The organism is Botrimarina sp., assembly GCF_040219535.1.
In the GTDB taxonomy this organism is placed as follows: Bacteria; Planctomycetota; Planctomycetia; order Pirellulales; family Lacipirellulaceae; genus Botrimarina.
In genome coordinates, this window is record NZ_JAVJSH010000009.1 from 14,839 (window position 1) to 37,035 (window position 22,197).

General features: G+C 66.1%; 16 protein-coding genes. 8 read left to right on the plus strand and 8 right to left on the minus strand.

All coding sequences use genetic code 11. The features are described from left to right. Positions 1-5: 5 nt before the first annotated feature. On the minus strand, positions 6-1,874 hold the full coding sequence (locus RIC11_RS03355) for a GH116 family glycosyl hydrolase (protein ID WP_350208419.1): 1,869 nt from the start codon (positions 1,872-1,874) through the stop codon (positions 6-8). Between the two features lie 380 nt (positions 1,875-2,254). Between RIC11_RS03355 and RIC11_RS03360 the strand changes: the two genes are divergently transcribed. Next, positions 2,255-3,040 (plus strand): phytanoyl-CoA dioxygenase family protein, encoded by a 786-nt coding sequence (locus tag RIC11_RS03360; RefSeq protein ID WP_350208420.1) that lies wholly within the window; start codon positions 2,255-2,257, stop codon positions 3,038-3,040. Here the strand turns inward: RIC11_RS03360 and RIC11_RS03365 are convergent. The 5 genes from RIC11_RS03365 to RIC11_RS03385 form a co-directional block, all read right to left on the minus strand. Further along, positions 2,994-4,859, minus strand: coding sequence for a sodium:solute symporter family transporter (locus RIC11_RS03365; RefSeq protein WP_350208421.1), 1,866 nt, complete (start codon positions 4,857-4,859; stop codon positions 2,994-2,996). The genes RIC11_RS03360 and RIC11_RS03365 overlap by 47 nt on opposite strands. A gap of 43 nt (positions 4,860-4,902) precedes the next feature. Next, the gene (locus tag RIC11_RS03370; RefSeq protein WP_350208422.1) at positions 4,903-6,963 is read right to left on the minus strand and encodes an alpha-amylase family protein; all 2,061 of its coding nucleotides are present in this window, start codon (positions 6,961-6,963) and stop codon (positions 4,903-4,905) included. Between the two features lie 44 nt (positions 6,964-7,007). Then, on the minus strand, positions 7,008-9,332 hold the full coding sequence (locus RIC11_RS03375; RefSeq protein WP_350208423.1) for an alpha-amylase family protein: 2,325 nt from the start codon (positions 9,330-9,332) through the stop codon (positions 7,008-7,010). 5 nt (positions 9,333-9,337) lie between these two features. Next, positions 9,338-11,581, minus strand: coding sequence for an alpha-L-fucosidase (locus RIC11_RS03380; protein WP_350208424.1), 2,244 nt, complete (start codon positions 11,579-11,581; stop codon positions 9,338-9,340). A 422-nt stretch (positions 11,582-12,003) separates the two neighbouring features. After that, positions 12,004-12,900 (minus strand): helix-turn-helix domain-containing protein, encoded by an 897-nt coding sequence (locus RIC11_RS03385; protein WP_350208425.1) that lies wholly within the window; start codon positions 12,898-12,900, stop codon positions 12,004-12,006. Between the two features lie 583 nt (positions 12,901-13,483). Here RIC11_RS03385 and RIC11_RS03390 point away from each other — a divergent pair. From RIC11_RS03390 to RIC11_RS03420, 7 genes are all read left to right on the plus strand, one after another. After that, positions 13,484-14,320: an HpcH/HpaI aldolase family protein gene (locus RIC11_RS03390; protein WP_350208426.1), complete on the plus strand. Its 837-nt coding sequence runs from the start codon at positions 13,484-13,486 to the stop codon at positions 14,318-14,320. 82 nt (positions 14,321-14,402) lie between these two features. After that, the gene (gene aldA, locus RIC11_RS03395; protein WP_350208427.1) at positions 14,403-15,842 is read left to right on the plus strand and encodes an aldehyde dehydrogenase; all 1,440 of its coding nucleotides are present in this window, start codon (positions 14,403-14,405) and stop codon (positions 15,840-15,842) included. 8 nt (positions 15,843-15,850) lie between these two features. Further along, a complete protein-coding gene (locus tag RIC11_RS03400) occupies positions 15,851-17,005 on the plus strand; it encodes a four-carbon acid sugar kinase family protein (protein WP_350208428.1) in 1,155 nt (384 codons plus the stop codon). Then, on the plus strand, positions 17,002-18,009 hold the full coding sequence (gene pdxA, locus RIC11_RS03405; RefSeq protein WP_350208429.1) for a 4-hydroxythreonine-4-phosphate dehydrogenase PdxA: 1,008 nt from the start codon (positions 17,002-17,004) through the stop codon (positions 18,007-18,009). The genes RIC11_RS03400 and pdxA overlap by 4 nt, the downstream gene beginning before the upstream one ends. Positions 18,010-18,054: 45 nt before the next feature. Next, positions 18,055-19,095, plus strand: a complete 1,041-nt coding sequence (locus tag RIC11_RS03410; protein ID WP_350208430.1) for a Gfo/Idh/MocA family protein — start codon at positions 18,055-18,057, stop codon at positions 19,093-19,095. A gap of 22 nt (positions 19,096-19,117) precedes the next feature. Then, the gene (locus tag RIC11_RS03415; protein WP_350208431.1) at positions 19,118-19,774 is read left to right on the plus strand and encodes a cyclase family protein; all 657 of its coding nucleotides are present in this window, start codon (positions 19,118-19,120) and stop codon (positions 19,772-19,774) included. 57 nt (positions 19,775-19,831) lie between these two features. Next, the gene (locus RIC11_RS03420) at positions 19,832-20,908 is read left to right on the plus strand and encodes a malate/lactate/ureidoglycolate dehydrogenase (RefSeq protein ID WP_350208432.1); all 1,077 of its coding nucleotides are present in this window, start codon (positions 19,832-19,834) and stop codon (positions 20,906-20,908) included. Between the two features lies 1 nt (position 20,909). Here the strand turns inward: RIC11_RS03420 and RIC11_RS03425 are convergent, their stop codons facing one another. Next, entirely contained in the window at positions 20,910-21,242 is a 333-nt protein-coding gene (locus RIC11_RS03425; RefSeq protein WP_350208433.1) for a fibronectin type III-like domain-contianing protein, read from the minus strand. A 159-nt stretch (positions 21,243-21,401) separates the two neighbouring features. Next, a complete protein-coding gene (locus tag RIC11_RS03430) occupies positions 21,402-22,127 on the minus strand; it encodes a hypothetical protein (protein ID WP_350208434.1) in 726 nt (241 codons plus the stop codon). Between the last annotated feature and the right edge of the window lie 70 nt (positions 22,128-22,197).

Consider the following 22,197-nt stretch of genomic DNA (forward strand, 5'->3'; position numbering starts at 1 on the left):
CGTCGTCACGGGACGACGCGGCTGTTGTCGAAGCCGAAATACAAGGCGCCGAACATCGCCGCGTTCCACCCCTGCATCGGCACACCGGACTGCTCGCCGCTCACCCCGTGCAGGTACTCGTGGGGGACGTAGTCGCCCGCCGCGACGAGGTCTGCCCGGCCGACGCGCTTCATCAGCTCGACCGCTTCCTTTCTCCGACCATTCTCGAGCAGCGCCCAAGCGTGCACGTGGTTCAGGTACGGCCACACCCCGCCGTTATGGTAGTCGCCCGGCCCATAGCCGAAGTCGCCTTCGAAGAAAGGAAAAGTCTCGCGTACGCCCCACTGCGTAGTCGAAGCGGCTAGCGAGTCGAGCACGGCGTGCTGCGCGCTCGAAGGCACGACGTTGTAAAGCACTCCGACAGCCTGGTCTTCGGATACGTGATTCAGGTCGTCTGGCGGAGAGTCCCAAACGTGCTCGAAGTAACGACCGTTGAACAGCCCTCCCTCATCGGCCGGTCGCATGAGGGCGGCTTCGCCGCGCTTTGCCAGCGCCGCGTAGCGCTCGGCGTCGGCGTCCTGCACGTGGGTGCAGTAGTCTGCGAGTCGGGACATGGCCGCCACGTAAAGCATCGACGCGTACGGCGAGTAGGCGCGGCCTTCCATGCCGGGCACATCCTTCCAGTCGTTCCAGAAAGAAGTCTGACGCGGCAGGCCAAAGCCCTCCGTGTCGCGCCCCGCCAGCCACTCCGCCGCCCGTTTCAGAGACGGCAAAACCCGCCGCCCGAATTCGTCGTCGTCATGAAACCGAGCGAAGCGTAGGCCTCGGAGGATAAAGAAGCAGTTGATGTCGACATCTTCTTCGCGCTCGATGACCGGGAGAATCGTCGTGGGCACCTTGCCATCCGGCCGCTGCCCCCACACCGACTCCTCGATCATCCTCCGCTCGACCGACGGCCACAGGACGAGGTGCGCCCAGCTGGTCCAAAACGAATCGCGTTGGTTGAGCTCGTGGTAACCCATCGTCAGAGCCGTGCCGTCCTTCAAGACCTTGGTCATCGCGACGCCCGCTGTCGTGTACCACCTGAGGTACTCGTCGAGCTCCGCGTCGCCGGTGAGCGGCAGCCTTGCCTCTAGACGCCGGGTCGCCTCGACGAGTTCGCTCCAGAACCGAAACACGTGCTCCGCTAACCTCTCGGGGGTGGTGAGCCGGGCTGAGGAAGGGTAGTTGTCGTCCCAATGACCCAAGACGAGCCTCGCCTCGACGGTCTCGCCCGCCGCGAGCGTCACACGCTGCGCCGTTAGGGAAGCCGCGTCTTCCCGCGTCGAGGGGGCATTCGATGCCCAGGCCACAAACGAGGCGCCCGACTTTGCTCCACGGGCGGTCGGCGTGTCGATCGCCTCCTTGTCTGCTTCGAGGAAATCGCCCGGCTCGTAGCGCAGCTCGACGGTTAACGATTCGTCGCCGCGATTGCTGAGCCGCACCGAGGCCATCGCGACCGGAAGCGATCCTGTGAACGAGTCGTCGTAGCCGTTCGGCGCCAGCGCCTCGACATCCACCGACAAGTCGCCCAAGCGTCTGTCCTTCGCTTCGACCGAGGCGAAGGGCCAGTGTCGCACGACTCGACGGTTCTCGAGCTCCTCCAACGGGATCTCGGCCCCGCCGGCTCCGACCACGAGCCGGCCGCCGCCCAGAGGCTCCAACCCGGCCCCCAGACGCGGCGGATTATAAAAGGTGCTACGAAAGAGCGCCCCGTCGCGCGACACGTTCGCTCCAAAAGCAAAGTTGACGCACGGGTAGCCGTCGCAATCGACGACCTGTTGGGTAGCCGCGAACGCGTGCTCGCTGGGGACAACGAGGGCTGCGAGGAGGACGAGCCGGTGAAGAGAACGCATCGTCGGTCTTTTGATACTGTTGCTTGGAGAGTCGGTCGGGGCGGCCGCCCAGCGCGGATGAGAGAGGTCACACCGTTTTGCCGCCGCTATCAGAGACCACGCTAGGGTAACGCCCGTACGGCGCCGCCCGGAGTCAAGTCGGCGATGCGGGCCGGAAAAGCAAGACTTTCGTCGCTGCCGAACGCTGCGAGGCCGATCGCTGCTGGTCGGCCCGTGCCCGCTTGCCCAGAAAGCCGCACTTGCCGCCTTTTCGGCCACCCGGCCGCTCGACCGACTGGGCAACCGGTCGCGCTCCCTTAGGCTGGGGGACTCGCCCCCGTGGCGACTCGGGGCACGACCTCCTTTTTTCAAGACCTCGTCACTTCCGTTCGGAGTTTCTCATGCCGGTGACGACCGAGAGCATCGACGTTCAGGCCTATCGACAGCGCGGCTACGTCGCAGGGCTTCCTGTGCTCAATAAGGCTGAGGTTGAACGAGCGCAGCAACTGTTCCGACGGCTCTCCGAACTTGTTCCGGCGGGCGCGTCGACTATGGCGATCGATTGGTGGCATCAACTCGACCGCGAGCTGTTCGATCTCTGCATGCACCCGAACATCCTCGACTACGTTGAGCAGATCGTCGGCCCCGACTTCTACCTCTGGGGATCGCAGTTCTTCGCTAAGGAGCCGCACTCAGGATCGACCGTGCCGTGGCACCAAGATGCCTTCTATTGGCCATTGAAGCCGCATAAGGCGGTCACGGTCTGGCTCGCGGTGGAAGACAGCTTCGCGGAGAACGGGGCCATGATGGTGGTCCCAGGAACGCACACCCGCCAGATGTCTCACCGAGGCGCGTCGAGCGGCGACGCGGTGCTGGATGTCGAAACGTGCGACGACCAGTTCGACCCGTCCGAGGCGGTCACGCTTGCAATGACGGCGGGCGAGTGCAGCATGCACGACGACAACATCGTCCACGGCTCGCGCCGGAACGATTCCGACCGCGTCCGCTGCGGCCTTACGATCCGCTTCTCGGCGGGCGACTCGGAGTGCGATACGAGCGTCTGGCCATTCTTCAAAGCGTATTGGGCCCGAGGAGTGGACCGCTGGGGCCACAACCCGATCGGCGAGCCTCCGAAGGGCGTCATGACCGAATTCCAATCGGTGACGCCCCGGACGGGTCAGCGCTAGGCCTTTCGGCAACCGGCCACTGACCGCACCGTGCCGCTTCGTCGGCGAGCTCGGCTTCCGCCTCATCGGAGTAGAGTTCCTGGGCCAGGCGGACGGCCAACCAGATCGCTACCGCCCCGAGAGCCGTCGCGGCGGCGCCCCAGGCGTAGTCGCCGAGTGTTATCTTGAGCAGGCCGAAGAGCGGCCCGTAAATCCCGACGAGCATCACTCCCCAGCACTTTGCGATCGTCCACCCCGAGAGACGCACCGGCAGGCCCAGCCGCTTTCGCACCGGCCCCCAGAAACCGGGCGGCCGGACCCGCGCGTAGAAGCGATCGATGATCTCTCGGTCGGTCGCTGGCGTAGCGAGCGTCAGCGCTAAGGACAGCACGAGCGATCCGACGACGACGAACACCATCCGGTGGCCGAAGTACGCCTCGTGGTCGTCCCACCAGTGGGCCGTGTAGGGCAGGGCCATGCTGATCAGCGATAGCGCAACGCTCCCGATCAATCCCCCTAGTTCCGCCCACGCGTTGATCCGCCACCACACCCAGCGGAGGATCATGACGACCCAGTATCCAGAGGTGAGCGTGAGCACAAAGAGAACGACATCGAGGACCGAGTCTTCTAGCAACGCCAAATAAGCCGACACGACCGCCATGACCAACATGTAGACCTGCGCCGCTCTCACGTAGTGCGACTCGCTCTTGCCCCGCACGAGGAACCGACGGTAGGCATCGTTGATCGCCAACGAAGAGCCCCAGCTCATCAGCGAGGAGTAGGTGCTCATGAAGGCGGCGAGCATCGAGGCCACGAGCACGCCACGGAAGCCAACCGGCAGCATCATCGCGAGGCGCGGGTAGGCCTCTTGCCCGTCGGTTAGGTCCGGCAGGAGCACCCTCGCGGCGATCACGGTAACGATCCAGGGGAGCGGCACGACCGCGAAGAAGCCCACTCCCCAGATCATGGCGGTGTAGACCGCCTGCCGGGGGCTCTTCGAGGCGATAAGCCGCTGTGCGACCTGCTGCCCCATGCCGGCTTGTTCGAGCCACCGGAAGCAAAATAGCGCGACGAGCGTCATCGCCGGCAACGCGTACGGCCCCCCGGACGGGAGGACATTCAGGTCGGCGCCCTGGGGCCAAGTGGCCTTCATCGCGTTGACGCCCGAAACCATCGGCCCGATGCCGCCCGCGAGGTAGAACACGGCGTAGATCGCCAGGATGACCGACCCCACGTAGGTGATCAGAAACTGCAGGGCGCCGGAGCTAGCCACGCCCCACAGGCCCGACACGACGGTGTAGCTAGCCGCAACGGCGACTGTCACGATCACGCACTGCAGCTTGGTCAGGTCGGTGATCGACTGCAGGATCGTGACAATCGAGAGCGTCTGCAAGCACATCCACATGATGCTCGCGAACGCCGCGTAGAACACGCTGTTGAGCAGTCGGACCTTGGGCGCGAGCCGTCCGCTGTATCGGAGTTCGAGGAACTCCACGTCGGTCAGCACGCCAGACCGCTTCCACAATGGCGCGATCAACAGCACGAAGAACGCCGTCCCGATCGCGGGCGCCCAGTAGAGCCACACGCCCTCCAGGCCACGGCGATAGATGATGTCGCCGATCCAGAGCGGCGTGTCGGCGGCGAAGCACGCCACCAACAGCGAAGTCCCGGCGATCCACCATGGGATCTGGCCGCTCCCGGCAAAATAAGCCGCCGCGTCCTTGGTGCCCCGACGGGCGAACCACGCTCCAAGAGCGACGTTGCCGACCAAATAGGCGGCGACGATCCAATAATCGGCGGCGGCCAGGCGTCCGAAGATCGGTAGTTCGGCGACGATCATCGTCGATTGGCGGGCGACCGTTTGTTGGACGACGGCCTCGCCGTCAGAATTGAAGCGTGATGGTCTCGAAGACGTCTTCGCAAGTAAGGCGGTACAGCCGGTCGTCTAATCGCTCGACCCGCGTGCCGGCGTTTGCCGCGCTCACCGATCGGGGCGTCCGCTCGCACCGCAGTTCGGCCCGGTAGAGGGCGGGCTCCTCCATGCGGATAGAAGGCCGCACGGGGCGGTTCAAGCTCGGCAGTGAAGTCGATTGCCGCAAGGGGTTGAACATCGACAGGTGCACGTGAAGGGCGGGCCCCTCGCGTCGGATCAGCGCCTCGCAGTTGAGCGGCGCTCGGACGTCGACTAGCGGCGGCGGCGCCAGCGACCGCACGATCTCGCCGATCAGCTGCCGGTGCTCGGGCAACTCGTACGCGTCGGCGTAGGACCTGTCGAGGCCGAACGGCAGGTACACGCACTCGCCGTCGCCGTATCGGTTGCGGAACTCGGCGTGCCCGATCGCCTCGCACGGCGGGTGGACATTGTGCGAGAAGAAGTGGTCCGGCACGCGTCGCTTGTGGAACGCCTGGCGGAGGACCCCTTCGGCGGACGCTGTCGTGGCGGTAACTCGCAGCGCTTCGCCCTGGCAGAGCACGTTGTATCCGGCATCGATCTGGGCTTCCAAATCACTGAGCCCGCGCTGGTAGTAGCAGTTGTCGCAGGCGATCCTCTCCTCGAACCGGACGCCGTACACGTCCGCGAGGTGAAAGTCGGCCGCCGCCGTGCCGTCTTTCTCAAAAAGGCTGGCGTCGAAGGTCGCGATCAGACGCCCGCCGGACCTCACGTACTCTCGGAGCAGCTCTTGTTCTTCCGTCGACAGGATCGCCGTGTTCGGCAGGAACACGACCGGGAAGCGCGACAGAGACTCTGCCGAGACCGTCTCGTCAAACAGGAAGTCGACCTGAAAGTGGTTTTCAACCAGCGCTTTGTAGGCGCCCATCACCGGAAGGACGAAACCCTCCTGGGACTCTCGCCCGTACCAATCCCGCGTCTTTGCCGAGTAGTAGAGACCAACGTGCGGCAGGAACTCGCCCCCGAATTGCGCCGAGCGTCCCTTGGCCTCCGCGAAGACGGCTGTCATCTGATCGTACGCCGCCGGGTCAAGCCGGCCATCGTGGAAGGGCTGGTCGATGAGCATCACGCTCCCGCCGTGCGCGAGCCCGGTGAAGACTTCCCACCGCAACTGATGCAGCCCTTTCACAGTGAAGTCGGTGATCCTGTTCATCCGCCAGGAGACCATCTCGAATGGCTTGCCCCCTGCGATCGCTCGGACGAAGCGCCCTTCCATGCCCGGGTACATGTCGCCGAACATCGGCGTGTAAGTCTCGCCGGTCGCCATGCTGCTCGGCGCCGCGTGGCGGACCGGCAGCTGCCCCACGCGCCAGTCGAACCCGGGGGCGCCGTGGTAGTTCATCACGACGGGCAGTTCCGGGTCTCGCCGGCGGGCGGCCTCTCTGAGCCGGACCATCAGCCGCTCCACCGAGTCATAGCGGAATTCCAGAAAATCTCGCCACACACGGTCCCAGGTCGCCCGCGTCGGCAGGGGGGAGCGGAAGCGTTCTTGGAACATCCTGCGGCAGTAGTCGCAGTAGCACGAGAGCCCGCCGAAGTCGCAGTTGAACATGTCGAGATGGAAACCGGCAACTTCGTAGTTGTCAGCGATCTCAGCGACAATCGACTCGACATAGTCCGCGTAAGGCGAATTGTGGCAGACGTAACGCCACTTGCCCTGGTCGGACGTCACGGTGTCGGATAACGCCCTGCCATCGGGGGCGAGCATCCGCCATTCCGGGTGCTGCTCCGCGGCGTGATTGTCCCAGATCACACTGCAGTAGATGACGATCGGCAGGCCGTGCTTGCGGCCCTCGTCCAAAACTTCAGCGACGAAGTCGCGCCCGTCCAACGCGGGGTGGGGCTTGCCAATCTGGCTAGGGTAGTAGGTGTTGCCGTAGGTGTCTTTTGCGAAGAAATAGAGCGCGTCCGCGCCGCTGTTGACGACCCGCGCGACGATCTCCTCCGCGTCGAAGCGCGACAAGATCGACTCGTCCCAATCCGGGCAGTGCATGTCTAGATGAACCTTGCACCGCGCCTCTCGCGTCCAGTCGCTAGTCAAGGCTGCCCCCCGCCGTCCACTGGACTCAGCTCGAGCAGCACCGTCTCGCCGTTCTGCAACTCGATGTCCATCGCATCGACCGACCGCCAGACCCGCTCGGGCCCGATCGCGGACCGCACGTCGTGCCTCGCCGGCAGCCGCAGCGTGCGGACGCCCGGACCGTCCGCATGAACGCAGAGGTAACTCTTGTTGACGTAGAGCGTGTCAGCTGAGTCGTTGTAGATGTGCACGCCGGCCGACCGCGCGATCTCGCGCCAGACCCCCGGCGGCATAATAGGAGACGACGCGTAGATAGAACGCCAGCCGGGCATCGTCTTCTCGGCGAGCGTGACGAGACCGGTGGCCGCGTCGTGCGCCAAAGCGGTCGCCTCGTGGTCGGCCACGTAGAATGGCGAATCGTCCCCCGCGTCGCCGACCGCCGGCGGCTCCTGACCCACCACTCCCGCGATCGCGCCCGCTAGGCCAGACTCCGAAGCCGCCCGCGCGAGGGGACGCGGCGTGGGCGCTTCGTGGGCCGTCGCTGCGACGTGGATTCCTGTGAGGTCTCGCATCAGATCCTCGCCCCGCTCATTCCGGTTGAAGTAGCCAGGCGCGTAGCACCAGGCGAGCGTGCGACCGTCCGCTTTCAAACGCCGCTCTATGGCGATCCTCTCACCGTCGGTGACGTTGTAGCAATTCAAGAAGACGACCAACTTGTAACGGGACACGTCGACCCGGTCCAGGTCGCACAGCAGGATGTGGTCCTGTGGCGCGCCGACCTTCAGGAACATGATCGGCGAGTCGAGCATCGAGGAAGCGAGCGACGGGTTGCGGAAGGAGCAATACGCGTTGGAATCCTCATCGGCAACGACGAGGATCTCGCTGACGCTGGAGCGATCGCGCCCGGCAGAACTACGAGCGACGCGGTTCAGCCGCTCCACCTCGGCGAGCAGCTCGGGGTTGTCGTAGTAGCCTCCGTGCAAGTCGAAGTAGCTCGTGTAGGCGCCGTTGCAAATCGAGAAGCCCATTGAGCGGCGGTACATCCACTTGGTGTGCTCGGGGGTCGTTGTGTAGCCCAAGACCTGCAGCTGCCGCTCGACACTCGACTTCCAGCCCTTTTCGTCGCGCTGCAACTTCCTCCCGTACACCTCTGGCGCAAGGAACGAGACGACGTCGTTGTCGTGGTACCACAGCTTCCCGTGCAGGCGGACGGAGTGACCCGGCGCTCTGCTGTAGTCGCCGCCCGTGCCAAACTCTCGGTTGGTGTAGCTGGCCGTGACAAAGATAAAGTCGAGGTTCTTGCTCTCGTTGTACCGCTCGAGGGCGTTGTGTCCGTACTCTGGGTCGCCGCGGAATTCGTACATATAGCCGTAGAAGGCTCCCAGCGCTTTGTTAGGTCCCACCCGCTCCCGGATAACGCCTGCGAAATAGTCGATGGTTTCGGGGATGACCTCGTTGTAGAAGATGTAGAAGTCGATGACCGGCATGTCGGTCGCCGGGTCGCGGAAGCGGCTGCCGCTCTGGCCGACGCGTGCCTCTTTGGACGGGACGTCGGCCGACGAGAAGGTGACCGCCGGGTCACGCCAAGCAGCCCTCAAGGCGTCGACGTCCCCGTAGCGGCCCCGCAGCCAATCACGGAACGCCTGCCGCGTGTGCGAGCTGTACCCGGCTAGCTGCTCGGAGCTGCAACTCCAGTGATACCATTCCTCGGTGTCCATTCCGGCGATCAGGTACCCAAAGATGTGGGGGCCGAACTCGGAATTGTCGACGTGGTCCAGGAACCGACGCAGCGCGGCCGCTTGCGACTCTCGCCACTTCCGAGAAACGATGCTCGGGAAGGCGCGCCCCTTGGGGACCGTGGCGTTGGCGTTTGGCTCACGGTAGTGCCGCGACCCGTCGTGCAGAACCTCGGCCTCGGAGAGATTCTCCTCCATCCACCACGAGGGCGTGCCGAGGTTGATCCGGGGGATGAGCATCGCGTTGGGATTCGCGGCGAGCACGCGCGACGCGCGCTCGTCGAAGTGGGAGTAGTCCCACTCGTCGGGGCCCGGGCGTGTGGGCGGCGAATGCCCGTAGTCGCACGCCGAGACATTCGTGTTGAAGCTGAACAGCTCGACCCCCGCTTCCGCGAATTGCCGGAAGTAGCGCTCGGTGGGCACGTAGGTCTCGAAGCACGGGAGCGTGTACGGCTCGCCGTTGACATGAAAGGTTGGCACACCGTGGATCGGCAGCACTTCGACCTTCGGGCTGCGAAACTCTTCGCCGACGAGCTTCTCGGTGGTCGCCGCGCTCGCGGCGATCAACGCGGCCGCAACAAGCGGCGCTCGAGGGTAGGTCTTCATGAGGTTCAAGGATCCGCCTCCATTGCCAGCATACAGAGTGTGTCGATCTGGGGCGTGCGCATCGTGATCGCCCCGCCCGATGCCCGGAAGGGAACTCTTTCTCCGGTCGCCAGATGACGCACTTCGCGCAGCCGGCGCGGCGGCCTCAGCCGCACGTCGAGGGGCGGCACGGGCACATTCCGGTCGCCGCGTTTGAGAAGAGCCTCCTGGAAGTTGACCAGGGTCAGCAGCAGTCTGCCCCTATCGGGCTGGTCGAACACGGTGGCTTCGACGCATCCGGGGCCGTTCAGAACCAGGGTCGGTTGGGTGTTGAGCGCTGCGATCAGGCGTACGAAAGTGTCGGCCAGCACGTCGCTGTTCTCGATCGGCGCGGCGCTATAGATGCAGACGCCCCTTCCATACGCGTATCTCGTGAGCTCCGGGACGCCGGTCGGCCGCCACGGGGGGTCGCTGTGGATCGACGCGAAGCGCCTCGGATCGCCGCTCTCCCACGGCAGCGTTCGCGTCGCCAGCACGTCGGCGCCGGCTCGTTCGGCGACGGTCATCCCCGGCCCGTTGAAGAAGGCCGGATTGTCGACGTTGTACTCGCCGAAGTGGCCGCCGCCAGCGGCGGTGGGCGCCAAGAACCGCTTCTGGTTTGTCCAGATCGGCTCCCTGGCCGAGACGCCGAACACGTCGGCGAGTTGAAAGTCGTCGTGCCTGCGGCCCGACTTGTCCACGAGCGACGTGTGGCCGGATGCGTACAGCCGACCACCGCCGGCAACCCACTCGCGGATGCGCTGGCATTCCTCGGCGTCCATCATGTTGACGTCCGACAAAACCAAGACCTTCGCACGCTGTAGCTGGTCGAGCGATTCCTTCGTCACGACACCGTAAAGCGTGTGCCGCCCGAGCAACCGCGACGCCGAGTTCATCGCCGCGGTCGTGTGGGAGTCTCCCTCGGGGGGATGGCGGACGTGCCGCCCGTTCTCTGCGAAATCAAACTTCGATTCGAGACTGTAGTACCCAAGCACGTCGACCACACGCTCGCCGCCCAGTTCCTTGTAGCAGGGCATAAGGCCGTCGAACGCGCGTCCCATCTTCTCGTGGGCCGCGTGTCGCACCGACCCGTCTGGGTTGATCGCGTCAATGAAGATGAACGCCGCCGCGTCGGCAACGGCGGCGGCCGCCTTCGCCGTGAGCAGCGACTCGGGCTTGGTGGCCGTGTGGTCTTGGAGGGAGACCGACAGGCTGGTCTCATAGCCGAAGGGCCGATTGGGCGAGAGCCGCTCGAGGAGCTTGCGAACAAACGAGCCCTGCAACGCGCTGCCGTAGAAGTCGCCCTGCAGGAAGTCGTTCCACTTTGCCAACCCACCGACGACGCCGTTGCGCCAGTCGCCGGTGTAAGTCGAAGACTGGTGCTCCACGCTGGCGGATGGTCGCACGGCTTTCACCGCGTTGGTCGCCACGCCGGCGAATTCCTCCAGCCAGCGCGACCTGGCGCGCTGGAACGCGACCCAACGCGGGTCGAGCCAATCGACGATCACCGGGATCTCGCCCCCCACCTCGCTAGCGTAGCGGTCCCGGCAGCGGTCGCAGTAGCACAAGCCGGGCCAGAAGGTCATGTCGAACCGGACGCCGTCGACCTCGTATCGCTCGCACAGCTCGGTGGCGAAGCGGCTCACGTAGTCGGAGTAGCCGGTGTTCGGGCAGCAGAACCCGTGCCGGCCAGACGGCTGCGGTTGGCCGTCCCAACGCGTGATCCGCCACTCGGGGTGCGTGTCGGCGCAATCTCGATCGAAAATAAGACTCACGTAGGCCACGACGGCGACCCCGCGCTCGCGACAGGCGCGGAGCACCTCGCCGAAGGCGTCGCGGCCCTTCCAAGCCGCGTGTTGCCGCCCCACCCGCGTCGGGTAGTTGAAGAGACCGACGTGGGAGTGCGCGTAGCAAACGATCGACTCGGAGCGCGACGCGACCAGCGCATCGGCATACCGCTGGGGGTCGAACTCCGCCAGGAATCCCGGGTCCCAGTCCGGGATGTGCATGTCGATGACCGCGCGACGATACGCGTTGCGGTACCACAGCGGCTCACGCCCTCCGGCAGCGGGCTCGGGGGTTGCCGCCGCGTTGGCCAGAGCCGGCGACAACGCCGCGGGCAGCAGAGCGGTAGACGCGAGAGCCAAGACCTCTCTGCGACTCAGCGCCCCGTCGGCGCGCCGTCGCGCGTCGCGCTCGGAGGGATCGTCGCCGTGTTCTGCGGTCGGCATGCCGTTGGGCGCCCCGGTGGGCTCGGGTCTTCTGGGTAACCACCGCCCGGACAATCCGGGGTCGCTGGTCGGTCCAGGGACCGCAAGCGCGGTACAGGAGATCAGTGATGAGAGAGCCGTTCGGGCTCAAGCGGTGACCCTATCCGGGCCGCCTGCACGCGCCATGGCAGCCCCGTCCGCAAACCTTGCCTTTTTGGTTGTCGCGGTCACAGGGGCGGGACTGAGGCCGCCCCGAGATGACGCCGGACTGTTTGCGGCTGGCAGCGGGGCGCCCTTTTCGGCGGCCCCGTTCGGGGGGCGACAGTCGGTTGCTTGGCTGCTGAACCCGGGGAATGCCGAAGACGGATCGCCAACCCGCCCGAGCGCCGGGGAAGCCGCCAGGCATCGCTTCGACGGAACCCGCAACTAGTCGGGACAGCTCTTCAGTCGAGCTGAAGGCTTCGTCGGAAATCGGTCGGCGTGAAGCCGGTCCGGGCCCGAAACATGCGGCAGAAGTAGGCGGTGCTCGAAAAGCCGAGCTTGTAGCTCACCTGCTCCACCGTGAGCGTCGGGTCGCCTAGCAGCCGCTTCGCCTGGTAGAGCTTGAGCTGGTTCAGGTACTCTTTGATGCCGCACCCGTAAGTCGCGGAGAACACCTTCTTGGCGTTCGTCAGGCTCATGCCGACCTCGCGTGCGATCGACTCGACCGACGGCGAGTCGTAGACGTGATTCAGGAGGACACGGCGTATCCGCTTCGCCGTGTCGAGCCAGTCGTCCGATTGCTGCTCCACTCCTTCTAAGCGGTCGACGGCGAGCCCCAAGAGCTGCCACAGCGTGCTGTTGACGATGATCTGGCTGCACGGCTCCTCGGTCGTCAGCAGGTCCGCCGCCTGCCAGAACGCATGGCGCAAGCCCGGGTCACTCGCCATCGAGAAGAGCTTGGGGGCGTCGACCAGTCTGTTGAGCTTGTCGCAGCACTCTGCGACTCCCGTTCCCTTGGGCCACCTTCCTGGGTTCTCCGCGTCGATCAACAAGCCGATGGTCGCGCCGTAGTCGTCTCCCACGCATTCCCAATGGTGCAGCTCGTTGGCCGGGAGCAAGTACATGTGTCCGGCCTCGAGCGTGCGGCGTCCGTGCTCGGTCTCGAACACGATCGGACCACACAAGCACCCGTGCAGGACGATACAGGGGTGTCGGTGGGGCAGCCCTCTTGCGCCCGCCGGGAAATGCCCCGACGTAAACGACAGCAGCGGCCGGCCTACCGACCGCACGTAGGCGAGGTAGCTGGTGTCGACGTTCGAGTCGATGAGGTCTTGGCGTGGCCAAGTGATAGCGCTCATACCGACAACCTGCGGTGAGTCATACCGCCGTACGCGCCCGCTATGCTCCGGAGCCCCGACGCGGCCGTTGCGTCGTCGGCGGTCGCCGGCCGGCTCGCGACGCGAACGAGCTCCGGCCCGAGAACAAGTTGAGAAGCCCGCGCGAAGGCGCCGCCAACGACCTGGGCCGAAGCTGACGGCGCCTCGCGATCGACACCCCGATCATAATGACACGTCGTGCGGTTTAACAGCCGTTGGCGCACGCTGCGGTCGGCAAGTCGGCTGCCGCTCGCGCTGATCGTCGCGATCGTTGACTTTTTCGCCGAGCGATCGCGGGGGTTAGAGACAAGGCTTTCAGCATTCGGCTACTATGCCCGTCGGCCGTCGCGGCGCCGTTGAAACCGTCTGACTCGAGTTGCTCAGCCCTCGCGGCGGTCCGGCCGGGAAGGCCCAAACCTTTTCAGGCGACGCCCCGGACGAACATCGTGTGCTCGCTTGCAGGGGCCCGAAGCTTCGCGGAACAACAGAACCGCTCCTCCGGAGCGCAGCACGGCTCGGCTTGCCGGCCCGGCGTCGGGTCACCTTAAGAGCGAGAGAACTCACCATGCCCAGCCGCAATGGCGAGACGGCGACAACCAAAGGATGCCGCTTCGGAATCTGGCAAGACCTGCCGTCGGTCGCGGTCGCGCGGTGCCTCTCGAAGTGCGGGTGGGACTTCGTCGTTCTCGACCTGCAGCACGGGCCCATGTCTTGGGAGACCGCTTACGAGTGCGTCCACACCCTGCGGTGCCACTCGGTCGGCGCGTGGATCCGCGTCGGCATCGACTGCCCCGCCGAGGTCCAACGCGCCCTCGACATCGGCGCCGACGCGGTGGTCGCGCCGATGGTCAACTCGGTAAAGATGGCCTCGCTGCTGGCAGACGCCGCGAAGTACCCCCCGCAGGGCGGCCGCTCGCTCGGTGGCGATTGCAGTCTGTACCGCGGCGACGACTACTTCTCCCGCGCCAATCTCGAAACCAAGCTGTTCGTCCAGATCGAGCACATCGAAGCGGCCCGGAACGCCCGAGAGATGCTCGCGATCGAAGGGATCGACGGCTGTTTCCTGGGCCCCACCGACCTCGCGCTCTCCATGGGCCTGCCTCACGACAACTTCAACGGCAACGAAGAGCACCGACGGCTGGTCCGACAGTCGATCGAGGCGTGCAAGGCGAATGGCAAGACGGCGTGTGTGAATTGCTACTCGCGAGAAGAGGCCATGCGTCACGCGGCCGATGGGTTCGACTTCGTAACCCATCAGTCCGAGGTCACTCTGCTGATCAGCGCCGGCAAGGACCTCCTCGCCGATCTGCGGCTCGAGTCTTCCGGCAGCGACGGGCCGCCGAAGCCGAAGCACCCGGCCTTCGCCAGGCAGAAACCGCCCGTCGACGCGCTGGCGGAGTGACTCCGACCCGCATCGTTCGAGGGCGACTCGGCGACCCGGACTGCCGCCTACGAGGCCACCTCAGGACCGAGAGGAACCCGCAGTGGAAGAGCACCAGCTACTGATCGGCGGCGAGTGGATCGAGTCGGAACGAAGGACCGAGGTGGTGAACCCCGCCACCGAACAAGCGTTTGCGACGGTCGCGTCCGCCTCCGCCGAACAGGTCGACAAAGCCGTGGCCGCGGCCGCAAAGGCGTGGCCCGAGTGGGCGAAGCTCCCCGCCGTGGAGCGCGGCGCGTGCCTCCGACGCTGGGCCGACCTAGTCGACCGCGACAGCGACGCCCTCGCCAGGCTGGTCACACAAGAAGTCGGTAAGCCCCTCGCGGAGGCCCACGGCGAGATCCAGTTCGGCAACAGCTGGTTCCGCTATTACGCGGAGTTCGACCGCCGGATCGAGGGGGAGATCCTGCCCGCCGATCGCCCAAACGAGCAGCTCTTCATCTTCCCTCAGCCACTGGGGGTCGTCAGCGCCATCATCCCCTGGAACTACCCCTCGGCGGTCGCGATCCGGAAGATCGCGCCGGCGTTGATCGCCGGCAACACGATCGTGCTCAAGCCGCACGAGCACACGCCGCTGTCGGCTATCGCCCTGGGCCGGCTCGCAATGGAAGCGGGCGTGCCCCCGGGGGTCGTCAACATCGTGACCGGTCCGGGCGAGACCACCGGCGAGGCGCTGGTCGCGAACTCGACACCGCAACTGATCACGTTCACCGGCAGCGTCGCGACGGGCAAACGAATCGCCAAGATGGCGGCCGACAATGTCACGGTCGTGTCGCTGGAGCTCGGCGGCAAGGCGCCCTTCATCGTGATGGACGACTGCAACCTCGACGCGGCCGTCGACGGCGCTGTGTTCGCACGCTTCCTGAACTGCGGCCAAGTCTGCATCTGCAACGAGCGAACCTACGTCCACGAGAAGGTCGCCGAGGAGTTCACCGAAAAGTTCGTCGCCAAGGTGCGTGAGCTCAAGGTGGGCGACCCGCTGCGGGAGGCAACGAAGATCGGCCCCAAGGTGAGCCGATCGGAACTCGAGAAAGTCGACCAGTACGTACAAGAAGCAGTCTCGCAGGGCGCCCGCGCCGCGACGGGCGGCCGGCGGCTGACGGAAGGCGAATTCGCACGTGGCTATTGGTACGAGCCAACCGTGCTGACGGGCGTGTCGCAACAGATGCCGGTCATGCAGAAAGAGATTTTCGGGCCCGTGGCGCCGTTGATGACGTGCTCGGGCTTCGAAGAAGCCATCGCCCTCGCAAACGACTCGCCCTTCGGGCTCGCCGGGTACCTGTACACCAAGGATATCGACCGACTCATGCGAGCGGTAAGAGACATCGAAGTCGGCGAGCTCTACATCAACCGCGGCCCGGGAGAGTCGATCCACGGCTTCCACACCGGCTGGAAACAGAGCGGCATCGGCGGCGACGACGGCAAGCACGGCCTAGATCACTACCTTCGGCGCAAGACCGTTTACTTGCGCTACGACGCCTGAGTACCCCGGTGCCCGAGCAACCAGCCAAGCAGCGCCTGCTGATCGTCGCGGACGATCTGACCGGCGCCGGCGACGCCGCGGGCCCCTTCGCCGCCGGCCGAGTGGTGGAAGTGGCCCGTTCCGGCGAACTGGCGGGGGCTTGCGCGGCGGACGTGTTGTCGGTATCGACCGGCTCGCGACAGCTGCCCCCAGCGGAAGCGGCCGACTCCGTCCGGAACGCCCTCGCGGCTGCTGGGTGGGACCGCTTCGATCGCATCTACAAGAAAATCGACTCGACCATGAAAGGTTCGCCCGGCGCAGAGATCGAGTCGATCCTTCGGGTCACCGGAGCCACCGTGGCGCTAACGACGCCCGCCCATCCTGTGCAAGGGCGCCGAGTGATCGGAGGCCGGTTGTTGGTTCGGCATGAAGGGGGCGACGCTCCGAGTGTGGCCGAGCTCCTCTCTAGCCAAACCAGCCTGCTTGTCCGGCGTACCTCGCTCGACGAACATCGGCTCCCTCCTTCGCCGGAGATCTGGGTCGCCGACGCCGACACGCAGGACGACCTGCGGCAAGTCGTCCGCTTCAGTTCGCGGTTCGCCGCGCGAATGGTGCTGGCGGGCAGCGCCGGATTGAGCCGCGAGCTGGCCGGCTCGATGCGCGTCGGCCAGCAGGGCGAGCCACCGACACAACGCATCGACCGGCTGAGTGGACCATTCGTGGTTGCCGTCGGGTCGAACAACGCCGCAACGCAGACTCAGGTGAAACACTTTTGCCAAGCGGCTAGCGCGGAACACTGCGAGCCGCCGTACGACCCGTCGGTCCTCAATCAGGCACTGGATGCTGGGCGACCCCTCGTGGTGCGTGTCGGGCGCGGCGACGAGGCAGCTGCGCAGCTCGCCGAGGTCGTCGCACTTCTGTCGCGGCGTCGCCCCGGCCACATCGTCGTGACCGGCGGCGACACGGCGGCCGCCCTCTGCGACCGCATGGGCGTGACACGCCTTCGGGTGGCGGCGGAAATCTACGATAGCGTCCCGCTGCTGCTCGCAACGGACGGCAGCCTCCCCGGCTGGCGGCTTGTCACCAAGGCGGGTGGCTTCGGCGACGAGTCCTGCCTCGTCGATCTTTACGAGACACTTGCGGCGCCTCCAGCCGCGCTCAGAGGAAAGCAACACGTTCTATGATCGACCCAACCGAGGCGCCCGTAATCGCCGTTTCTCTCGGGGACCCACTGGGGATCGGCCCGGAGGTCGTCGCAGCCGCCCTTGTCGAAGCCCAGGTGCGCGATCTCGCCGCCTGGGTCATCGTCGGTGATGAGCGTGTCGTACGCCACGCCGCGGCGCGAGTCGGGCTGCCGATCGAGAGGACCTTCACCGGGAGAATCGCCTCCCGACCCACGAGCGGGGTAAGCCTGCTCCACGTGGCCGGCGCGCCGGACCCTCTGCCCGCCGCCCACGGCCCTACGGCCGCGTGCGGGCAGGCTTCGCTGGATTATATCCGGGTGGCCACAGAGCTGTGCCTAGACGGCGTGGCGGACGGGATGGTGACCGGACCGGTCAGCAAAGAGGCGGTGACACTTGCCGGACGGAGCTTTACCGGGCACACCGAGTACCTAGCGGAACTCTGCGGCGCCGACGAGTCGCGGATGCTCCTAGCGAACGACAAGATGCGCGTGGTGCATGTCACGACGCACTGCTCGCTTGTCGAGGCCGCGAACGTGGGCGCCAAGAGGGTCGTCGACACCATCGTGTTGGGGCACGAAGCGATGCGGCGTATGGGCTGGGAGCGACCACGCATCGCCGTGTGTGGCATGAACCCCCACGCGGGGGAGAACGGGCTGTTCGGCGACCAAGAGAGTCGCGTGATCCAACCGGCGGTCGAAGCCGCGCGGGCACGCGGGATCGATTCTGTGGGTCCCCAGCCGGCCGACACGCTTTTCCTCCAAGCCTATCGTGGGCGGTACGACCTGGTCGTCGCGATGTACCACGACCAAGGGCACGTGCCCATGAAGTTGATGGACTTTGAGAACACGGTGAATATCTCCCTCGGGCTGCCCATCGTCCGCACCTCCGTCGACCACGGCACCGCGTACGATATCGCGGGCCAAGGGATCGCCGACCCAACCGACATGAAGGCCGCGATGCGTTTCGCCTTGAGGTTGATCGACGTCCCGGCACAGGCGACCTGAGCCCGCGACGCACGCCGCCGACAACTCGAGCAGCCAGAGCCGAACGTGACGAGCCACGACCAGCAGCCAGCGACGCCCCCGGAGGACACGCCGCCGTTGCGCGTGGGCGTGATCGGTTGCGGACCGGTCGGCGCGATGCACGCCGAAGCGGTCTGGCGGCGGACCGACGCCCGCCTCGTCGGCCTCTGTGCCCCTAGCCCCGCCAACCGGGAACCGCTGGCCCGCCGCTTCGCTACGCCGGGCTACGAGTCAGTCGAGCGGTTGCTCGAAGCGACCAAGCCCGACGTGGTCTGCGTCGCCAGCCCGGACCCGCTTCACGTCGAGCAGGCGATCCAATGCCTGCGTGCCGGAGCGCACGTGTTCTGCGAGAAGCCGCTGGGGTCTTCGCTCGCCGAAGCCGCGGCCGTCGCCCGAGCAGCCGACGAGCACCGACGATTCTGCGGCGTCAACTACAACCGCCGCTACGCCTTCGGGTATCGACGCGCGTTCCAACTCCTCCGTAGCGGGGCGATCGGCGAGCTCCGCCAGGTTTGGCTGCAAGTGACAGACGCCACGCCCCCTGCGAACGTGGCGACCCGCCGCGACGTCGTGTACTGGACCCTGCTGGGCCATCACTTCGACTTGATCCGTCAGGCGGGCGGGTCCGTCCGCTCGGTTTCCGCCATGGAAGCCTCCTCACGGCCCGACAGCCTTGTGACCGACCTGAACGCCCAATTCTTCTTCGCGTCGGGCGCTCTGGGGAGTTTGTCTGTTGCTTATCGCGATGGCCAGACCCGCACGACGGAGCGTTGCGAACTGGTCGGGACGACCGGCGGCATCGTCGTGGACGACGTGACCCGCTCGGTTAGCCATTTCACCGACGACCCAGACCGACTAACAGTCGAGCGGCCCAACCAGTTCCTCTACGGCGACGCCTTCTACAGGTCACTCGACGACCACGTGCGTGACTTCTTCGACCGACTCGCCAAGAGGGAGGCGCCCTCGGTCGGCCCGATCGACGCCGTGGAGTCAACCCGCCTGGCCGAGGCGGCGATCCGTTCCAGCGAAGCCGGCGGTCCTGTCACTATCGAGCGGGCAGACGCCTGACGGCGGCACAAAAAGGCAAAAAGTGACCATCCACGACCTGACCCACCCCCTGTCGCCGAGCACGCCGGTCTACCCCGGCGACGATGGCGTGGCGATCGACGTCGTCGACGTCGCCGCGGAGCCGAGTCCCGACGCCCCGCGGCGGCTCAACAACAGCCGGCTCTCGTTGGGCCTCCACAACGGGACCCACATCGACGCCTGCTTCCACTTCTTCAACGACCGCCCAACGATCGACCGGGCCCCCCTCGGTCAATGCTGCGGCCCGGCAACGGTGCTCGACCTGTCGAGCACCTCCCGGGCGGGCGTGATCGATCTTGGCGACTTGGAAAGCGAGCGACGCGAGATCGTCGGCCGGCGGGTCTTGCTCGTTCACACCGGATGGGACAAGCGGTTCGGCGCCGCCGACTATTTCAGCTTGCACCCCGTGATCACCGGAGAAGCGGCTCGCGCTCTGGTCGAGTGGGGCGTCACGCTAATCGGCGTGGACTTCCCTTCCGTTGATCGGGACCCGTTCGAAGCGCACGTGCAATTCCTCGGGGCCGGCACGCTGATCGTGGAAAACCTCCGAGGTCTCGGCGCCCTCGTGGGGCGTGAGGTCGAGTTCTTCGCGCTGCCCCTCCCCGTGCTGGGACGCGACGCGTCGCCCGTCCGGGCGATCGCGATCGAAAGGGACCGATGACTCGCTGGGGGTCTCCCAGCAGTTTTTCCGCCGATTCCCATGTGGAGATGTCACCAAGTGAGCGGCCCATCTACCGAGTCGTATCTTGTCGACGCCGAGGCGCTAAAGCGCGTCGTTAGCGAGACCTTCTCGCGGATCGGCTCCGACGCCAGCGAGTCGCAGAAGATGGCGCACTACCTCGTCGAGGCGAACCTCGCGGGGCACGACTCGCACGGCGTGATCCGAGTCTCCTACTACGTCGGCTACGTGCAGCGGGGGCTCGTCACCCCCAACCGGCACGCCGGCGTGGTCGCCCAGACCGATAGCCTCATCAGCATCGACGGCGGACAAGGGTTCGGGCAGGTCATCGGTGAAGAATCGATGGGGATGGCCATCCGAGCCGCGAAGCGGTCGGGCGTTTGCGCCATGGCCATCCGGAACTCGGGCCACCTCGGCCGGATCGGCGATTGGCCCCTGATGGCGACAGCCGCTGGCTGCGTTTCATTGCACTTCGTGAACACGAGCGGCTTCGGGCTGCTCGTCGCGCCGTTCGGCGGCATCGACCGCCGGCTGTCCGCTAACCCGATCGCCGCCGGCGTGCCCCGTCGCGACGGACCCCCGATCATCCTCGACATCTCCACCGCGTCGGTCGCGGAGGGCAAGCTCAAGGTCGCACGCAACCGCGGCGACCGTGCGCCCCAGGGGTCGATCATCGACAACCAAGGCCGACCGACCACCGACCCCAACACCTTCTACGCCGATCCGCCGGGCGCGATCCTGCCCTTCGGCGCCCACAAGGGCTATGGGTTGGGCGTGATCGCCGAGCTGTTGGCGGGAGCGGTCGCCGGCAGCGGTTGCAGCCGTGAGGGAGTTGACCGGCTAATCAACGGGATGCTCACGATCGTCATCGATCCGAGCCGTCTGCCGCGGGAGTTCGGGTTCGACGACGAGGTCGAGAACTTCGTCGCATTCCTGAAGAGCTCGCGCCGGGTCGACGCCGAACGAGCGATCCTGTTGCCAGGCGAAATCGAGGCGCTCAATCGCGAAAAGCGACTCGCCGAGGGAATCCCGCTCGACGGCCAAACCCGCGCCGCCCTGCTGCGGACAGGAGAGGAGGTCGGCGTGCCGTGTGGCACACTGGCCTTGCTCGGGTGAGTCAGTCCGACCCGTCTACGGACAGCTCAACGTGCTCGCGGAGCCGGGTGTCACGCGACGATGCGCCGACAGCTTTCGCGAAACGCCCCGGCTCGACAACCCACGCACCAGGCTGGTCGTCGCAATAGGCCAGCGCGTCCTCGCCGAGGGTAAACTCGACCGGGGCCGATTCACCGGGCTTGAGCGATGCCTTCTCGAACGCCTTGAGTCCAAGCTCGGGTCGGACTAGCGACGACGCAACGTCGCCCACGTAGAGCTGAGCCACCTCCCTCGCCGCGTCCACCGCCACCCGCGCCGTGATCGACGCACTGAACTTCCGCCGCTTCCCGCTCATCCGAACACCTCCGGCTGCCTGCTAGCCGGTGGTCAAGGCTTTGGGGTCCACTACAGGGATACGCGGGCTAGGCCCGAAGCACTTTGCGAAGTCAACACGAGTAGTTCGGCCGTAGTCAGGACGGACGACCGCCGCTGGTCGCGGTCGATCGGGGTTGAGTCATTGCAGGGGCGCCGCGCGTCGCTGATCCAAGAGCCAACGCCGAGTGGCGTCTACGCCCAGTTCGCTTATCAATAGCCGGCCGTGCACGACGCCCCGTTCGCCCGGCGCAAGGTCGCCGAAGCTTGGAAAGAGGTGAACGCACGCCCTCTCGTCGCCTGCGTTGACCGACGCCCAAACCGCTTCCTCGAACCAAATCCCTAGCGAGCCGCTGGCGTGGGAGGCCTCGAGCACGATCAGGGACTCGTCGAACACCGCCGAGCTGTTCACCCACCACGCCCAAGCCACCGGCGGCTCGCCGGCCCGCATGACCGCCGTGTGCGGCTCTTCCGGGGTGAGGTCAAGGTCGGCGAAGGCGAATCGTTCGCCACACCGCCACAGCCAAACGCGGCCGAACAGTTCTGCATGCGGCGCAGACCGCTTCGACGGCGAAGGGTCATCCCCGGCGCCGACTGCGGGGGCAAAGAACGAGGGCGCTCGCGTGGTGACGATACACGGATGCACCAGCACCCGCGGCAGCGGCGCGCCCGTACGGTTCTCGACCTCGTACCGCAGAACGACGCAATCGGCGGCGGGCTCAGCCCTGAAGCCGACAACGATCCCCGCGTCATAACGCCATCGGTACGACCACGCACGACCGTCTCGCCGCCACCGCGGCTGTTCCAGCGAATCGGCCGCGGCCAACGCGATCTTGAACAAGCCGAAGTCTCGATCGCCGCTGAGCACGGCCTCGCAGCTACGGAATTCGACGAGGTCATCAGGAAAGGCTTCGCTCCTCAGGCCAAGGCCGGCGGAA

Coding starts and splice junctions, on each gene's coding strand:
- RIC11_RS03360 (WP_350208420.1), top strand. CDS start 2,255: ATGCCGGTGACGACCGAGAGCATCGACGTTCAGGCCTATCGACAGCGC.
- RIC11_RS03385 (WP_350208425.1), bottom strand. CDS start 12,900: ATGAGCGCTATCACTTGGCCACGCCAAGACCTCATCGACTCGAACGTC.
- RIC11_RS03390 (WP_350208426.1), top strand. CDS start 13,484: ATGCCCAGCCGCAATGGCGAGACGGCGACAACCAAAGGATGCCGCTTC.
- pdxA (WP_350208429.1), top strand. CDS start 17,002: ATGATCGACCCAACCGAGGCGCCCGTAATCGCCGTTTCTCTCGGGGAC.
- RIC11_RS03425 (WP_350208433.1), bottom strand. CDS start 21,242: ATGAGCGGGAAGCGGCGGAAGTTCAGTGCGTCGATCACGGCGCGGGTG.
- RIC11_RS03375 (WP_350208423.1), bottom strand. CDS start 9,332: ATGAAGACCTACCCTCGAGCGCCGCTTGTTGCGGCCGCGTTGATCGCC.
- RIC11_RS03365 (WP_350208421.1), bottom strand. CDS start 4,859: ATGATCGTCGCCGAACTACCGATCTTCGGACGCCTGGCCGCCGCCGAT.
- RIC11_RS03370 (WP_350208422.1), bottom strand. CDS start 6,963: ATGCACTGCCCGGATTGGGACGAGTCGATCTTGTCGCGCTTCGACGCG.
- RIC11_RS03380 (WP_350208424.1), bottom strand. CDS start 11,581: ATGCCGACCGCAGAACACGGCGACGATCCCTCCGAGCGCGACGCGCGA.
- RIC11_RS03355 (WP_350208419.1), bottom strand. CDS start 1,874: ATGCGTTCTCTTCACCGGCTCGTCCTCCTCGCAGCCCTCGTTGTCCCC.